Annotated in this window: 10 protein-coding genes; 4 read left to right on the forward strand and 6 right to left on the reverse strand. The window is 69.5% G+C overall.

Going from position 1 to position 16,263, the window contains the following annotated elements:
* Positions 1-23: 23 nt before the first annotated feature.
* Positions 24-833, forward strand: a complete 810-nt coding sequence (locus tag ACE3TL_RS00370) for a peptidylprolyl isomerase (protein ID WP_374576675.1) — start codon at positions 24-26, stop codon at positions 831-833.
* 109 nt (positions 834-942) lie between these two features.
* Here ACE3TL_RS00370 and ACE3TL_RS00375 read toward each other — a convergent pair whose 3' ends face one another.
* Together ACE3TL_RS00375 and ACE3TL_RS00380 are read right to left on the reverse strand one after the other, a co-directional pair.
* Entirely contained in the window at positions 943-2,214 is a 1,272-nt protein-coding gene (locus ACE3TL_RS00375) for an MFS transporter (RefSeq protein ID WP_374576676.1), read from the reverse strand.
* A gap of 2 nt (positions 2,215-2,216) precedes the next feature.
* Entirely contained in the window at positions 2,217-3,860 is a 1,644-nt protein-coding gene (locus tag ACE3TL_RS00380; RefSeq protein ID WP_374576677.1) for an amidohydrolase, read from the reverse strand.
* Between the two features lie 131 nt (positions 3,861-3,991).
* Here ACE3TL_RS00380 and ACE3TL_RS00385 point away from each other — a divergent pair, with 131 nt between their 5' ends.
* From ACE3TL_RS00385 to ACE3TL_RS00395, 3 genes are read left to right on the forward strand one after another with little or no spacing between them, the layout of a single operon-like run.
* Positions 3,992-5,704: a hypothetical protein gene (locus ACE3TL_RS00385; protein ID WP_374576678.1), complete on the forward strand. Its 1,713-nt coding sequence runs from the start codon at positions 3,992-3,994 to the stop codon at positions 5,702-5,704.
* A gap of 59 nt (positions 5,705-5,763) precedes the next feature.
* The gene (locus tag ACE3TL_RS00390) at positions 5,764-6,408 is read left to right on the forward strand and encodes a DUF47 domain-containing protein (RefSeq protein ID WP_374533353.1); all 645 of its coding nucleotides are present in this window, start codon (positions 5,764-5,766) and stop codon (positions 6,406-6,408) included.
* A 4-nt stretch (positions 6,409-6,412) separates the two neighbouring features.
* Positions 6,413-7,429, forward strand: coding sequence for an anion permease (locus tag ACE3TL_RS00395; RefSeq protein WP_374576679.1), 1,017 nt, complete (start codon positions 6,413-6,415; stop codon positions 7,427-7,429).
* A 7-nt stretch (positions 7,430-7,436) separates the two neighbouring features.
* Here the strand turns inward: ACE3TL_RS00395 and ACE3TL_RS00400 are convergent, their stop codons facing one another.
* The 4 genes from ACE3TL_RS00400 to ACE3TL_RS00415 all read right to left on the reverse strand — a co-directional run bounded on the left by ACE3TL_RS00400 (position 7,437) and on the right by ACE3TL_RS00415 (position 16,220).
* The gene (locus ACE3TL_RS00400) at positions 7,437-8,768 is read right to left on the reverse strand and encodes an amidohydrolase family protein (protein WP_374576680.1); all 1,332 of its coding nucleotides are present in this window, start codon (positions 8,766-8,768) and stop codon (positions 7,437-7,439) included.
* Between the two features lie 45 nt (positions 8,769-8,813).
* On the reverse strand, positions 8,814-10,265 hold the full coding sequence (locus ACE3TL_RS00405) for a glutamate synthase subunit beta (protein ID WP_374576682.1): 1,452 nt from the start codon (positions 10,263-10,265) through the stop codon (positions 8,814-8,816).
* 24 nt (positions 10,266-10,289) lie between these two features.
* A complete protein-coding gene (gene gltB / locus ACE3TL_RS00410; RefSeq protein ID WP_374576683.1) occupies positions 10,290-14,933 on the reverse strand; it encodes a glutamate synthase large subunit in 4,644 nt (1,547 codons plus the stop codon).
* A 141-nt stretch (positions 14,934-15,074) separates the two neighbouring features.
* Positions 15,075-16,220 carry an L-lactate dehydrogenase gene (locus ACE3TL_RS00415; RefSeq protein ID WP_374576684.1) on the reverse strand — a complete coding sequence of 382 codons (1,146 nt, stop codon included), beginning with the start codon at positions 16,218-16,220 and terminating at the stop codon, positions 15,075-15,077.
* Between the last annotated feature and the right edge of the window lie 43 nt (positions 16,221-16,263).

The raw sequence follows: 16,263 nt of genomic DNA on the forward strand, positions 1-16,263 counted from the left end.
GCAGGTTCGCCAATAGTCGATGCATGATCCGCACCCTCGCCCTCACCGCCGCCGCGGCCCTCCTCGCCCTTCCCGCCATCGCCGCCGACTGGCGCCCGCTCGATCCGCAGAACACGCTGGTGATCGACACCAGCAAGGGCCGGATCGTCGTCGAGATGCGGCCGGACTTCGCGCCGAGGTCGGTGGAGCGCGTGAAGCTGCTGGCGCGCGAAGGCGTTTATGACGGCCTGCTGTTCCATCGGGTGATCGAGAACTTCGTCGACCAGACCGGCAACCCGGACAACAGGGGCGGCGGCTCGAGCCATCCGGACCTGGCGCCGGAATTCACCTTCCGCCTGAAGGGCCTGGATCACGCCAAGGTGGCGGTGCGGTCCAGCGACGGGATCGCAGGCTTCATCGGCGCCACGCCCTTCGCCGCCGGGTCGGACCTGGAGGCCGAGCGCGATAAGGACATCGGTCGCCGGGCCTGGGGCGCCTATTGCCCCGGCGTGGTCGGGATGGGCAGGAACGCCGCCGAGGACAGCGGCAATTCCGAGATCTTCTTCATGCGCGCCGCCGCCCGGCGGCTGGACCGCGCCTACAGCGTCTGGGGCCGCACGGTGGTCGGCTTCGACGTGGTGAAGGCCGTGGCGGTCGGCGTGCCGCCGGCCAATCCCGACCGGATGATCAAGGTGCGGGTCGCCGCCGACATGCCGCCGGCCGAGCAGCCCCGGATCGAGGTGATGGACGAACGCGGGGCGGCCTTTGCGGCGCTGGTCGAGAGGGTCCGCAAGGCCAAGGGCGCGGACTTCTCGATCTGCGACATCGAGGTTCCGGCCCGCGAGGTCCGTTAGAGCGCGTTAGGGCGAAGTGTAAGCGGTTCGCCCGCCCGAACGCGCTCTACAGTCTTGATTTAGAGCCCTTTTCAACGGGTTTGGTGATTCCACCAAACCCTAAGGGGCTCTAGGCCGCGGCCGTCATTCCCCTCGCCTGGCGACGGATCATCAACGAGGCGACCGCCGCGATCCCTGCGGCGAACCCGGCGATGACGAAGGCCTCCAGATAGCGTCCCTGGGCCGCGCGCAGCATGCCGGCCGCCATCGCAGCAGTCGCCGCCCCGGCCTGGTGGCCGGCGGCGATCCAGCCGAAGACGATCGGCCCGTCCTGATCGCCGAACGCCTCAGTGGCCAGGCGCACGGTGGGCGGGACCGTGGCGATCCAGTCCAGGCCATAGAAGACCGCGAAGATCCCCAGCGAGACCAGCGAGAAGTCGGTGAAGGGCAGGACCATCAGCGACAGGCCCCGCAGGCCGTAATAGACGAACAACAGTTTGCGCGGGTCGTAGCGGTCGGTGAGCCAGCCCGATGCGGTCGTGCCGATCAGGTCGAAGATTCCCATGACGGCGAGCAAGGTCGCCGCCCGCGTCTCGGGCAGGCCCTGGTCGGCGCAGAGCGCGATCATGTGCACGCCCACCAGGCCGTTGGTGGTCAGGCCGCAGACGAAGAAGCCGGCGAACAGCAGCCAGAAGGTGCGCGTGCGCGCCGCGCGCGCCAAAGCGCCGAACGCGCCGCGCAGGGCGCCGGCGGCCGGGACCGGCGGCGGCGGGGCGTAGTCCTCCGGCGCGCCATACGGCTTCTGGCCGATAGAGGCGGGCGATTCAGGCAGCAACAGCCAGACCAGGGGCGCGAGCAGCGCCGTCACCACGGCGATGGCCAGCACGACCGGACGCCAGCCGCCCGCCTCGGCCAGGGCGGCCATGCCCGGCAGGAAGACCAGCGAACCGCTGGCCGCCGAGGCGCTGAGCAGGCCCATCATCAGGCCGCGCCGCGCCACGAACCAGCGGTTGACCACCATCGCGCCCAGCACCATGGCGACCGCGCCGGAGCCGACACCGGCCATCACGCCCCAGGTCGCCACATATTGCCAAGGCTCGGTCATCAGCGACGAGAGGCCCGTCGAGACCGCCATCAGGACCAGAGCCAAGGTCACGGTGCGCCGCAGGCCGAACGACTGCATCAGGGCCGCGGCGAACGGGCCGGTGAGGCCATAGAGGAAGATGCCGACCGCCGCGGCCATGGAGATCGTGCCGCGATCCCACTGGAAGGCGCGCTCCAGCGGCAGCATCAGCACGCCCGGCGCCGAGCGCAGGCCCGCAGCGGCCATCAGGGCGATGAACACCGTTCCCGCCGCCACGAAGGCGTAGTTCCGGCCGAACGGCCGCTGGCGCGGGGACATGGCTATCTCGCCGCCTCGTAGACCACCTTGCCGCCGACGATGGTCATGACGGCGTGAGCCTTGGCGATCTGGTCGAAGGGCGCGCTCAGCAGGTCGACGGAGAAGACCGAGATGTCGGCCGTGCGCCCGACCGTCAGCGCGCCGAGCTCGGCTTCCCGTCCCGCCGCAAAGGCCGGGCCGCTGGTCAGCATGGCCAGGGCCTGGGCGCGGCTGACCGCCTCCTGCGGCCGCCAGTCGGGGCCGGACCGGCCCGCCAGGTCATGGCGATAGGCGGCGGCGTAGAACTCCACCAGCGGATCGCCCTTCTCCACCGGCGCGTCCGAGCCGCCGGCCAGCGCCGCGCCGGTGTGCAGCAGGCTTTCCCAGGCATAGGCGCCCTTCAGCCGCTCAGGGCCGAGGCGCGCCGGCGCGAAATAGAGGTCGCCGATGGCGTGGGACGGTTGCATCGAGGCGATCACTCCCAGTTCGGCGAAACGGGGCAGGTCTTCCGGCGAGAGGATCTGGGCGTGCTCCACCCGCCAGCGGGCGGCCTTCAACGCGGCGGGATCGCCCGCGAAGGCTTGCTGATAGGCATCGAGGACCAGGCGGTTGCCGCGGTCGCCGATGGCGTGGATGGCGACCTGGGCGCCGGACGTCCGGGCCCTGGCCAGCGCCTGGGCGATGACTTGGGGCGGCGTGACGATCAGGCCCGTCCCCTCGGCGTCGGCATAGGGCGCCAACAAGGCTGCGCCGCGCGAGCCGAGCGCGCCATCCATGAACAGCTTGACGCCGCGCACTCCGACCATACCGGCCCCGTCGCGCGACGGGCCGCTGGCCAGCACCTCGCCGCCCTCGGCCAGAGACATGTAGTTCTCCACGCGGACCGGCAGGAGGCCCTGGCGAGCCAGGGCTTCCTCCGTCGCCACCTCCTCGCGGCTGGCGGCCATGTTGTGCAGGCCGGTCCAGCCGCGCGCGGCGTAGACCCCCGCCCCGCGGCGGACCGCCTCGGCGCGGGCGGCGCCGTCCGGCGGCGGAACCTTGGCGCGCACCAGGGCCATGGCGTTGTCGATCAGCATGCCCGTCGGCTGGCCGGCCGCATCCTTCAGGATCTGGCCGCCCTCGGGCGCGGCGGTGGCCGCCGTGACGCCGGCCAGGGCCAGCATGGCGGAGTTGGCGACCAGGGCGTGGCCGTCGGCGCGGGTCAGCACCACCGGCCGGTTCGCCACCGCGCGGTCCAGATCGGCGCGGGTCGGGAACCGCCGCTCGGGCCAATGGGTCTCGATCCAGCCGCGGCCCGACAGCGCCTCCCGGCCGGGATGGGCCTCGTCCCAGGCCTTGAGACGGGCGACCAGGTCCTCGATCGAAGTCGCGCCCTCGAGGTTCAGGGTCATTTCCCGAAAGCCGATCCCCGAGAGGTGGGCGTGGGCGTCGACGAAGCCGGGATAGGCCGCCGCGCCCTTCAGGTCGATCTCGCGCGCGCCGGGCGCGGCCCTGCGGGCGGCGTCGAGCCGACCCGCGAAGGCGACCTTGCCGTCCTTGACCGCCAGGGCCTCGACCTGGGCCTCGCCGGTATGGATCGGCCCGCCGCGCAGCAGCAGGTCCTGTCCCGACGCCGAGGTCGCCGCGGCCAGGGCCGCCGCCAAGGCCAATGCGATGGTCGCGCGCATCTTTCGCCCTTCTTCCGATTCCGCACTCCGCATTGATCGACCATCCGGCCGCCCGACGCCACTAGCCACGACCAAGACGCGCCGCCACAGTGCAGTTCATGAGTCCCGGGGAGCGGCCGAAGACGCAAGGCGTGCGCGCGATCTACGGCCTGCTGGCCCTGATCGCGGCCGGCGTCGCGCTGTTCTACGCCGACCGCGTGTTCTACGAATTGCCGGTCTATGCTGCGGCCGAGGCTGGGCATCTCATCAGCGCGCTCTACGGACCGGCCCTGGCCGCGCACCCCGACCTGTTCCCCGACCTCGCCCAGCGCCGCGAACCGGCCTTCGACCTCCTGATCCGGGCGGTCACCTACGCCACGCAGAACCTCGTGCCCTGGATGCGTGTGGGCGGCGGACTGGCCTATTTCGCCGGCCTCGGCTGCGTGTTCCTGGCGGTGCGGCCGAGCCTGGACCGGCGGCGCGCGCTCGCCTTCGCCCTGCTGGCCCTGGCCTTCCCCTATTATCGCTTCGCCTTTGCGGTGTTGCCGACCGGATGGACCGTGGCGCTGATCGGCCTGGCGATCCTGGCGACGGCGCGGCTGGTGTTTGTGCGGCCGCTGGCCCATGCGGCGGCGGTCGGCGCGATCTGCGGCCTGCTTTGCATGATGGGCCCCCACGGCCTCGCCCTGGCGGCGGCCTTCCTGCTGCTGGCGCTGACCGACCTGGCGCTGGGGCGGCGCGACCTTCGCATCTTCGCCGGGCGGATCGTGGTGTTCGCGCTCGCCTTGCTGGCCTGCGCCAACCTCGTCCTGCTCCTGGCCGACCAGCCGCTGGACGCGCCGTTCTCCAGCTTCCTCGATCCGCGCCTGCTGGCGCTCGCCGGCGGATTGGACCCGCAGGCGGCCTCCATCGGCGGGCGAGCCTTCGTCGCCATGGCGGCGGCGAGCCTGATGCTGGCCGGCGCGCCCGCCCTCACCGGCCTCCTGCGGATCGAGCTGCGGTGGCGCTGGGCGCGCAAGCGGGCCCAATTCCACCTGGAGCCGCTGGAAGCCGCCTTCCTGCTGGCCGCGCTTGCCCTGGCGGCCAGCCTGGTGCTGATCGCGCTCCTGGCCATGGCCGACGGCGCCGATCCGGCCCGTATCTGGGGCCGGCAGTTCGAGTTCTTCACGCCCCTGCTGTGGCTGGCCGCCGCCCCGTTCCTGCGCGAGTTCGAGCGTGGCGGCGGCCGCTGGTGGCGGACCGCCGTGAGCCTGACGGCCCTGATCGGACTGGCGGGCTTCGCCGGCCGCCTGCTGACCGGAGCGGCCGTCCGCGCCTGGGACGCCGCGGCCCTCGACGCTTTTTCCGACCAGCCGCAGGTCCTGGCGCCGCTGGCCTGCGGCGTGATCGTGCTGGCGGCGCTCGCCATGTTCAGCGGCCGGCTGGCCGTCGAGCGCGTCTGGATCGGCGCCTTCGTCGCTCTGGGCGTGCTTTCCACCATCGCCGACGCCGCGTGGCGGGCGGACGAGACCCCGTCGCGGCTTTCGCTGATCGCCGAGGCGACGGCCGCCAACGCCCTGGCGTCCGGCCGGCCTGGCCAGGTGACGGTGCTCGCCCAGGATGTCGCCCAGGCCAGGCTGATCTACTGGCGCCTGCGCGGCCGGCCCGAGGCGGTGATCGTCAGCGCCGGCGCGCCCGATCCGGCCAGCCTCGCCCACGCCGACATGGTGGTCGCCGATCGGCCGGCCACACCGGGTCCTGGCTGGCGAGCGCTGTTGCATGGCCAGGAAATCAGCGTCTTCGTGCGCGACGGCGCAGGCGCCCCGCCGACCCGCGCCAAACCCACGCGCGTCGGGGGCCTTCTGTCCGCGCCCGGAAGCGGCTAATAGCGCGCAGGAGCATCCCGCCGCAGCGGTTGCGACACGACAGACCACGGACGGATTCGATGCTGAGCTGGTTCCAGGCGCTGATGCCGAAGGAATTGAAATTCTTCGATCTTTTCAGCGCGCACGCGGACAGGCTGGTCGAGGGTGCGGGCGCGCTGCGAGAGGTGATGCAGGGCGGCGACGGCGTCGCGGCGGCCTGCGCGCGAGTCGTCGAGCATGAGGACGCGGCCGACGCCATCACCCGCGAGGTGCTACTGAACGTCCGGCGCACCTTCATCACCCCCTTCGACCGCAGCGACATCCAGGACCTAGTGACCTCGCTGGACGACGCCATCGACCAGATGCACAAGACGGTGAAGGTGGTCAGCCTGTTCGAACTGCGCGACTTCGAGGACCCGATGCGGGAAATGGCCGACATCATCGTCGAGGCCGCCCTGCTGACCCGCGAGGCGGTCGGCCTGCTGCCGAACATGCGCCAGAACGTCACCCGCCTGAACCAGGTGACCGAACAGATCACCCACATCGAGGACCGGTCCGACGCCATCTACGACGCCGGCCGCAAGGCGCTGTTCCTGGCCCATCGCCACGCCGACCCGATGGCCTTCGTGGTCGGGGTAGAGGTCTACAGCCACCTGGAGAAGGTGATGGACCGGTTCGAGGACGTGGCGAACCGCATCAGCGGCATCGTGATCGAGCAGGTCTAGGCGCGTGGAGCTCCTCGCCGGCTACGGCCCGCTGCTGATCTTCCTGATCGTCGTGGCGCTGGCCTTCGACTTCCTGAACGGCCTGCACGACGCGGCCAACTCCATCGCCACCATCGTGGCGACTCGGGTGCTGCCGCCGTTCCTGGCGGTGGCCTGGGCGGCGTTCTTCAACTTCATCGCCTTCCTGTTCTTCGGCCTGCACGTGGCCAAGACGGTCGGGGCGGGGCTGGTCATGCCCGACCTGATCAGCGACGGCCTGATCTTCTCGGCCCTGATCGGGGCGATCGGCTGGAACCTGCTGACCTGGTGGGCGGCGATCCCCTCCTCCTCCTCGCACGCCCTGATCGGCGGGCTGGTGGGCGCAGGGATCGCTAAGGCCGGCACGGGGGCGGTCATGTGGGGCGGCCTCAACAAGACCTTGCTGGCCATCGTGCTCTCGCCCGGCACCGGCTTCGTGCTGGCCCTGATCCTGGTGCTGATCGTCTCCTGGCTGTTCGTGCGGCTGACGCCGTTCGCGGTCGACGGAGCGTTCAGAAAGCTGCAGTTCGTCTCGGCTTCGCTCTATTCGCTGGGCCACGGCGGCAACGACGCCCAGAAGACCATGGGCATCATCGCCGCCCTGCTGATCGCCCACGGTATGGGCCCGGCGGACGGCGAGTTCCACGTGCCGCTGTGGGTGGTGTTGTCCTGCCAGGCGGCGATGGGGCTGGGCACCCTGATGGGCGGCTGGCGGATCGTCCACACCATGGGCTCGCGCATCACCCGCCTGACGCCGATGCAGGGCTTCTGCGCCGAGACCGGGGGCGCCATCACCCTCTTCATGGCCACCAGCCTGGGGGTGCCGGTCTCGACCACCCACACCATCACCGGCGCGATCGTCGGGGTGGGCGCGGCCAAGCGGGTCTCGGCCGTCCGCTGGGGCGTGGCCAAGGAGATCGTCACCGCCTGGGTCATCACCCTGCCGGCCGCCGCGCTCATCAGCGCCATCGCCTACTGGGTCGCCGGGCGCTTCATGGGCTGAAGGCCGCTCAAGGCTCCAGGTTGCGGGCGGGGAAGTCGGCGGCGGGGTCGAAGTCGGCGCGAGGGAACGGCTTGCCGCGCTTGACGGTCAAGGTCAGCGTCCGCAGCGCGCGGATGTCCTTGGACGGGTCTTCGTCGGTGAAGACCAGGTTGGCGAGCTTGCCGGGCTCGACCGTGCCGAAGTCCGGGTCCTTGCGCACGGCCAGCGCCCCGTTGCGGGTCGCCGCGACGATGGCCTGCATCGGCGTGAAGCCGGCCCTGTCGACCAGCAGTTCCAGCTCCTCATAGAGCGCCGGGAAAGCCGCGCCGGGCGCCGAGAAGCCGTCGGTGCCGGCCGAGATGGTCACGCCGGCTGTCAGCGCCTGGTTGGTCAGGCGGGCGGCCAGATCGGTCGAGCAATAGCTGCGTGGATTGCCCTTCATCTCCTCGTAGATGCGGACGGTGGCGTCGAGGACGACGCCGTTCGCCTTCATCGCGGCCAGCAGCGGCGCGATCTTCGGATTCACGCCTGGCCCGAACCGCGCTTCCTGCACGGCGGCGCGGTGGTGGTACTGGCTGGGGACCTGATCCGAAGCCTCATACGCCAGCATGCAGACGTGGCTGACCGAGTCGACGCCGGCCGCCAGCACCTGACCAGGCGTGGCGGGAAAGACTGCGGCATGGGCCCAGACCGGTATCCCCTGGCGATGCGCCTCCGCGGTGATGCGGGCCACCTGCTCGCCCGGCAGGTTCGCATAGATCTTGATGGCCAAGGCTCCGATGCCACGGGCCTGGGCGACGGCCAGCGCCATGTCGGTGTCGGGCTTGATCGCCTGCATCCAGGAGACCTCTCCGCCCTTGGCGCCCAGGGAGGCGGCCTGGACGCGCGGGTCCTCGAAGAAGGAGGGGCCGGCCATCAGGGCGGCGTAGTAGATGTCCGGCCCCGCAAGCTCGCCGATGCGCGTGGCGCGCGACAGGTCGGCGATGTTGCGCATGTCGTCGGCCATGTCGCGGATCGAGGTGATCCCGCTATAGAGGTCGCGCCTCATCTGCTCCTTGGCGAAGCGGCGGTTGGGCGGGGTGGCCAGGTGCTCGTGACTGTCGGTCAGGCCCGGCAAGGCGAACTTGCCGCTCATGTCCACGACCTGGGTGTCGGGTGCGAGCTTGAAGGCGACCTGCCCCTCTTTCCAGACCCGCTCGATGCGTTCGCCGCGGACCAGGATCGACATGCCGGGCTGGGGCGCGGCGCCGGTCCCGTCGATCAGGGTGGCGTTCCTGTAGACGATGGCCGGCTCGGCCGCAGCCGCCTCGGCGGACATGAAAAGGGCGGCGGAGGCCGCCGCGAGGAATGTTCTGAACATCCCTCGAGACTAGACCGCGTCCGCCGCCCCGCTCAACGTGAAGCTTCAGCGCGGAAGCTTGCTGGTTCCCATCAGATAGGCGTCGATCGCCTGGGCGCATTGGCGGCCCTCGCGGATCGCCCAGACCACCAGCGACTGGCCGCGCCGCATGTCGCCGCAGGAAAAGATGTTCGGCGTGCTGGTCTGATAGTCGACCACATTGGCCTTCACATTGCCGCGCGGATCGAGATCGGCGCCCGACTGCTCGATGAACTCGTTGTGGCGCGGACCGACGAAGCCCATGGCCAGCAGCACCAGATCGGCCTTCAGGGTGAACTCGCTGCCGGCGACGTCCTGCAGGACCTGGCGGCCGTCGGGACCGGCGGCCCATTCGACGCGCACGCACTCGATCGCCTCGACCTTGCCGTTGGAGCCGATGAAGCGCTTGGTCTGGACGGCGAAGTCGCGATCGCAGCCTTCCTCATGGCTGGACGAGGTGCGCAGCTTCAGCGGCCAGTCCGGCCAGGTGAGCTGCTTGTTCTCGCGCACCGGAGGCTGGGGCATGATCTCAAGCTGGGTCACCGAGACCGCGCCGTGGCGGTTGGAGGTGCCGATGCAGTCGCTGCCGGTGTCGCCGCCCCCGATCACGACAACATGCTTGCCGGTGGCCGAGATGCCGCCGTTAGGGGCCGCGCGCAGTTCGTCGTCGCCGGCGTTGCGCTTGTTCTGCTGAGCCAGGAAGTCCATGGCGAAATGGACGCCGGCCAGCTCACGGCCGGGGATCGGCAGATCGCGCGGATCTTCCGCCCCGCCGGCCATCACCAGCACGTCATAGTCGTCCAACAGGCGCTGGACCGAGACCGTCTTGCCGACCTCGAAGCTGGTGCGGAAGATCACGCCCTCGCCTTCCATCTGGGCGACCCGGCGGTCGATCAGATGCTTCTCCATCTTGAAGTCGGGGATGCCGTAGCGCAGCAGGCCGCCGATCCGGTCGCTCTTTTCGAACACCGTCGGCGCGTGACCGGCGCGGGCGAGCTGCTGGGCGCAGGCCAGGCCCGCCGGGCCCGAGCCGACCACCGCGACCCGCTTGCCGGTGCCGCGCGGCGACATCTGCGGCTTGATCCAGCCTTCCTGCCAGCCGCGGTCGACAATCTCGCATTCGATGGTCTTGATGGTGACCGGAGTGTCGATGATGTTCAGCGTGCAGGACGCCTCGCAAGGCGCGGGGCAGACGCGGCCGGTGAATTCCGGGAAGTTGTTGGTCGACTGGAGGTTCTCCAGCGCCTCCTTCCAGTGCTCGCGATAGACCAGGTTGTTGAAGTCCGGGATCTGGTTGTTGACCGGACAGCCCTGGTGACAGAACGGAATGCCGCAGTCCATGCAGCGCGAGGCCTGGCGCGAGACGTCCGCCGCCGGCATGGCGTGGACGAATTCCTTCCAGGTCTTCACGCGCTCCTGCGGCGCCTCGTAGGTGCGTTCCTGGCGCTCGAACTCGAGAAAGCCGGTGACCTTACCCATAATCTCGTCCTCCGACCTTCTGCTCTATTCCGCCGCGACGGCCGCAGCCGCCTGGCGTTCGGCTGCCATGTCCTGCAAGGCGCGGCGATAATCCTTGGGCATCACCTTCACGAACGAACCCAGCACTGCGTCCCAGTTCTCGAGGATCTCGCGGGCGCGGGCCGAGCCGGTATGGAGGTGGTGGCGCTCAACCAGGATGCGCAGGCGCTCGGCGTCGAAGCGCAGCATGTCGCCCATGCCGTTGTTCTCCACCGACAGCGACTTTTGGCTGGGCCGGAAGGGCTCGTCCTCGCGCGTGGTCGGGCCGGCCGGTTCGACCGGCTCCAGATCGACCATGGCCCTGTTGCAGAGATCGGCGAAACGGCCGCCCGGGTCGTAGACATAGGCCACGCCCCCGGACATGCCGGCGGCGAAGTTGCGGCCAGTGTCGCCCAGCACCACCACGACCCCGCCGGTCATGTACTCGCAGCCGTGGTCGCCCACGCCCTCGACCACCGCCACGGCGCCGGAGTTGCGCACGGCGAACCGCTCGCCCGCCACGCCCTGGATATAGGCCTCGCCGGCGATGGCGCCGTAGAGGACGGTGTTGCCGACGATGATGTTCCTGGTCGGATCGCGGCGCGCCTCCGGCGGCTGGCGCACGACCACCCGGCCACCCGACAGGCCCTTGCCGACATAGTCGTTGCCGTCGCCGGTCAGTTCGAGGGAGACGCCGCGGGCCGCGAAGGCGCCGAAGCTCTGCCCCGCCTGGCCGCGGAACCGGATGGAGATCGTGTCCTCCGGCAGGCCGACATGGCCGTAGCGCTTGGCCACCTCGCCCGACAGCATGGCGCCGGCGGTGCGGTTGATGTTCTTGATGGCGTAGTCCAGGCGAACCGGCTCGCCCCGCTCCAGCGCCGGGGCGGCGTCGGCGATCAGGGCGTTGTCCAACGCCTTGCCCAGGCCGTGGTCCTGGCGGTCCATGTTCCAGAGGCCCTTGGCGCCCTGGGCCGGGGCTGCATAGAGCAGCTTCGACAGGTCGACGCCCTGCGCCTTCCAGTGATCGACGGCTTCGCGCGCGTCGAGCCGGTCGACCCGGCCGATCATCTCGTTGAGCGTGCGGAAGCCCAGGGACGCCATGATCTCGCGCAGCTCTTCGGCCACGAAGAAGAAGTAGTTGATGACGTGCTCGGGCTGGCCGGTGAAGCGCGCGCGCAGCACCGGGTCCTGAGTCGCCACCCCCACCGGGCAGGTGTTGAGATGGCACTTGCGCATCATGATGCAGCCGGCCGCGATCAGCGGGGCGGTGGCGAAGCCGAACTCGTCGGCGCCCATCAAGGCGGCGATAGCGACGTCGCGCCCGGTGCGCAGGCCGCCGTCCGCCTGGACCGCGACGCGGGTGCGCAGGCCGTTCAGCAGCAGGGTCTGCTGGGTCTCGGCAAGGCCGATCTCCCAGGGGGAGCCCGCATGGGTGAGCGAGGTCAGCGGCGAGGCGCCGGTGCCGCCCTCGAAGCCCGAGATGGTGATGTGATCGGCGCGGGCCTTGGCGACCCCGGCGGCCACCGTGCCGACGCCCACTTCGGAGACCAGCTTCACCGAGATGCGGGCGCGCTGGTTGACGTTCTTCAGGTCGTGGATGAGCTGGGCCAGATCCTCGATCGAATAGATGTCGTGGTGCGGCGGCGGGCTGATGAGGCCCACGCCCGGCGTCGAGTGGCGCACGCGGGCGATGTTCTTGTCGACCTTGTGGCCGGGAAGCTGACCGCCCTCCCCGGGCTTGGCGCCCTGGGCCATCTTGATCTGGATGTCGTCGGCGTTGACCAGGTATTCGGCGGTGACGCCGAAGCGGCCCGAGGCCACCTGCTTGATGGCCGAGCGCATGGAATCGCCGTTGGCCAGCGGCTTGAAGCGGTCGGCTTCCTCGCCGCCCTCGCCGGTGTTGGAGCGGCCGCCGATGCGGTTCATCGCGATGGCGAGCGTGGTGTGCGCCTCGCGGCTGATCGAGCCGAAGCTCATGGCGCCGGTGGAGAAGCGCTTGACGATCTCGCTGGCCGGCTCGACCTCGTCGATCGGAACCGGCGTCTCGTTGAAGTTGAACCGCATCAGGCCGCGGATGGTCAGCAGGCGCTGCGACTGCTCGTTGATGGTCTCGGCGAAGGCCCGATACTCGTCCGAACGGCCGCCGCGGACGGCGTGCTGCAGCTTGGAGACGCTTTCGGGCGTCCAGGCGTGGTTCTCGCCGCGCAGACGGAAGGCGTACTGTCCGCCCACGTCCAGCATGTTGGCGTAGATCGGATTGTCGCCGTAGGCGTCGCGGTGACGGCGCACCGACTCTTCGGCGATCTGGGCCAGGCCGATGCCTTCGATGGCGCCAGCCGTGCCGGTGAAATACTGCTCGATCAGGTCCGACGACAGGCCGACCGCATCGAAGATCTGGGCGCCGCAATAGGACTGGTAGGTGGAGATGCCCATCTTGGACATCACCTTCAACACGCCCTTGCCGATAGCCTTGATGTAGTTCTTGCGGACCTCATAGGCCGACAGGGTGATCCCCTGGCGCTGGCGCAGGGTCTCCAGGGTCTCGAAGGCCAGATAGGGGTTCACCGCCTCGGCCCCATAGCCGGCCAGGACGCAGAAGTGATGCACCTCGCGCGCTTCGCCGGTCTCGATGACCAGGCCCGTCTGCATCCGCAGGCCCTGGCGGATCAGGTGGTGGTGCACGGCCGCGGTGGCCAGGGCCGCCGGGATCGGGATGCGGTCGGAGCCGACGCGGCGGTCCGACAGGATCAGGATGTTCTTGTCGGCCAGGACGTTGTCGGTGGCCTCGCGGCAGACGCGCTCGAGCGCCCGCTCCAGGCCCGCTGCGCCCTCCTCCGCCGCCCAGGTGATGTCGAGGGTGGCGGTGCGGAAGGAGCCGTCCAGCAGTTCGCTGATCGAGCGGATCTTGCTCAGGTCCTCATTGGTGAGGATCGGCTGGGAGACTTCCAGGCGCTTGTGCGTGCCGGCCTGACGGCCAAGCAGGTTCGGCCGCGGTCCGATCATCGAGACCAGGCTCATGACCAGTTCCTCGCGGATCGGGTCGATCGGCGGATTGGTCACCTGGGCGAAGTTCTGCTTGAAATAGTCGTAGAGCAGCTTCGGGCGCTTGGAGAGCACGGCGATGGGCGTATCGGAGCCCATCGAGCCGATGGGATCGTCGCCGCTGACGGCCATGGGCTCCAGGAAGAACTGCTCGTCCTCCTGGGTGTAGCCGAAGGCCTGCTGGCGATCGAGAAGCTGGGCCGCGTCGTTGGACAGCGCCTCGTTGAAGGCGATCTCGGGCAGTTCCTCCAGCTTGAACTGGGTGCTCTTCAACCACTCCTCATAGGGCTCGGCCTCGGACAGGGAGCGCTTGATCTCCTCATCCTCGATGATCCGGCCTTCCTCCATGTCGATCAGCAACATCTTCCCGGGCTGGAGACGCCACTTGCGGACGATGCGTTCCTCCGGAACGGTCAGGACCCCGACCTCGGAGGCCATGATCACATTGTCCTGGTCGGTGATGATGAAGCGGGCCGGACGCAGGCCGTTACGGTCCAGAGTGGCGCCGATCTGGCGCCCGTCGGTGAAGGCGACGGCGGCCGGGCCGTCCCACGGCTCCATCAGGGCGGCGTGGTACTCGTAGAAAGCCTTGCGCTTGGCGTCCATCAGCGGATTGCCGGCCCAAGCCTCGGGGATCAGCATCATCACTGCATGGGCCAGCGGATAGCCGCCGGCGACCAGCAGTTCGAGCGCGTTGTCGAGGCAGGCGGTGTCGGACTGGCCGTGTGGGATCAGCGGCCACATCTTGTTGAGGTCCGGCCCCAGCAGGTCGCTTTCCAGCGTGCGGCGCCGGGCGTTCATCCAGTTCACATTGCCGCGGACGGTGTTGATCTCGCCGTTGTGCGCGATGAACCGATAGGGGTGGGCCAGCTTCCAGGACGGGAAGGTGTTGGTCGAGAACCGCTGGTGGACCAGGGCCAGGGCGCTTTCGCAGAGCTCGTTCTGCAGGTCCTCGTAGAAGGTCCCGACCTGATCGGCCAGCAGCAGGCCCTTATAGACCACCGTGCGGGTCGAGAAGGACGGCAGGTAGAGCTGGGTCAGGCCCGGCAGGTTCTTCCTTGCCGCCAGTTCGGCCAGCGGGTTCTGAAGCTGCTTGCGGACGGTGAGCAGCTTGCGCTCGAAGGCGTCCTGGTCCTTCACGTTCGGGCCGCGGCCGACAATGGCCTGGCGGATCACCGGCATCTCGGCCAGCACCGCCTCGCCCAGGCCCTTGGTGTTCACCGGCACGTCGCGCCAGGCGATCAGGCGCTGGCCCTCGACCTTCAGGAAGTGCTCGAACTGGCTGACGGCCACGTCGCGGGCGGCCTCGTCGCGCGGCATGAAGCACATGGCCACGGCGTAGTCGCCCGGCGGCGGCAGGTCGACGCCGGCCTTGCCGGCCCAGTCGCGCAGCAGGCCGTCCGGGATCTGGATCAGGATGCCGGCGCCGTCGCCGACCAGCGGATCGGCCCCGACTGCGCCGCGGTGATCGAGATTGATGAGGATCTCGAGGCCCGCGCTGACCACTTCGTGCGATTTTCGGCCCTTGATGTTGGCGACGAAGCCGACGCCGCAGGCGTCATGTTCGTTACGCGGGTCGTAAAGACCTTGCCGTTCGGGAGCTCCCATGGGGACACCTCGCTCTCAATCACACAGGCACGCGGCGAGGCCGGTTCGAAGACCGGTGTTGTCGCGTAAAATCGGCGCGCATTTACTCGGCAAGATCAGCCCTTGTCGATGGGCCGAAACCACTAGGCGAGAAAAGTTTTTCTAAGATGCGACGTCTAGTAGCAGTTTATCGGCGCTTGCCGCCGAAACGCACCCAGTCAGCACCATGGCGGTGGAAAGCTCCGAGCGGATCGTCCCCAGCATCTTCTCGACCATAGGCTGTCCGCCGGCGCCCAGAGCATAGGCCCAGGCCCGGCCGAGGAAGCAGGCCTTGGCGCCCAGGGCCAGGGCCTTGAGCACGTCGAGGCCCGAGCGAACCCCGCCGTCCATGAAGACCTCGAGATCGCTTCCCACCGCATCGACGATGGCCGGCAGGGCCGAGATCGAGGAACGCACGCCGTCGAGCTGGCGCCCGCCATGGTTGGAGACCACGAGGCCCTGCGCGCCCGCCTTCACCGCATCGCGGGCGTCTTCCGGGTCGAGAACGCCCTTGATGACGATCGGCCCGTCCCAGACCTCGCGCACGAAATCGAGGTCGGCCCAGGTCACCGAGCGGTCGAAGTTCCGGGCGATCCAACCGAGGAAATCAGTGACCCGCCGCCCGCCGTTCACCGCGCTCTGGACGTTGCCGAGCGTGTGGGGCTTGCCGTTCTGGTAGACGTCCCAGGACCATCCCGGGTGGGTCATGCCCTGCCAGGCCGTATTGAGCGCGCCCGAAAGAGCGGTCGCCCCGGAAAAGCCCGAGCGCACGTCCCGATAGCGCGCGCCGGGCAGCGGCAGGTCGACCGTGAAGACCAGCACCCGGCAGCCGGCGGCCTTGGCCCGGCCCAGCAGCTCGCGCATGTAGCCGCGGTCCTTGAGCATGTAGAGCTGGAACCAGGGCGGCGTTCCGGCGGCCGCCACCTCGTCCACCGAACAGACGCTGACGGTCGAGAGACAGAACGGAATCCCCGCCTCGGCGGCGGCGCGCGCGGCCTGGACCTCGCCGCGGCGGGCGTACATGCCGGCCATGCCGACCGGCGCCAGCCCCACCGGCATGGAAAGCTTCTGGCCGAAGATCTCGACCGACAGGTCCAGTTGGCTCATGTCGCGCATCACCCGCTGGCGCAGAGCGATGGCCTCCATGTCGGCGACGTTCCGGCGCAGGGTGGCCTCGGCGTAGGAGCCGCCGTCGATATATTCGAAGAACATGGGCGGCAGGCGCCGGCGCGCCAGTTCCCGATAGTCCGCGACCGATGCCGGTTTCATGCCCGCCCTCCCCTTTCAGCTTCGCCTATTGGTAGCGGCCGCG

It is taken from the genome of Phenylobacterium sp. (assembly GCF_041920015.1).
Classification (GTDB): domain Bacteria; phylum Pseudomonadota; class Alphaproteobacteria; order Caulobacterales; family Caulobacteraceae; genus Phenylobacterium.

Bases quoted from the DNA above. Each gene is read 5' to 3' on its own strand.
- ACE3TL_RS00370 (WP_374576675.1), top strand. From the start codon at position 24: ATGATCCGCACCCTCGCCCTCACCGCCGCCGCGGCCCTCCTCGCCCTT.
- ACE3TL_RS00375 (WP_374576676.1), bottom strand. From the start codon at position 2,214: ATGTCCCCGCGCCAGCGGCCGTTCGGCCGGAACTACGCCTTCGTGGCG.
- ACE3TL_RS00380 (WP_374576677.1), bottom strand. From the start codon at position 3,860: ATGCGCGCGACCATCGCATTGGCCTTGGCGGCGGCCCTGGCCGCGGCG.
- ACE3TL_RS00390 (WP_374533353.1), top strand. From the start codon at position 5,764: ATGCTGAGCTGGTTCCAGGCGCTGATGCCGAAGGAATTGAAATTCTTC.
- ACE3TL_RS00400 (WP_374576680.1), bottom strand. From the start codon at position 8,768: ATGTTCAGAACATTCCTCGCGGCGGCCTCCGCCGCCCTTTTCATGTCC.
- ACE3TL_RS00405 (WP_374576682.1), bottom strand. From the start codon at position 10,265: ATGGGTAAGGTCACCGGCTTTCTCGAGTTCGAGCGCCAGGAACGCACC.
- gltB (WP_374576683.1), bottom strand. From the start codon at position 14,933: ATGGGAGCTCCCGAACGGCAAGGTCTTTACGACCCGCGTAACGAACAT.
- ACE3TL_RS00415 (WP_374576684.1), bottom strand. From the start codon at position 16,220: ATGAAACCGGCATCGGTCGCGGACTATCGGGAACTGGCGCGCCGGCGC.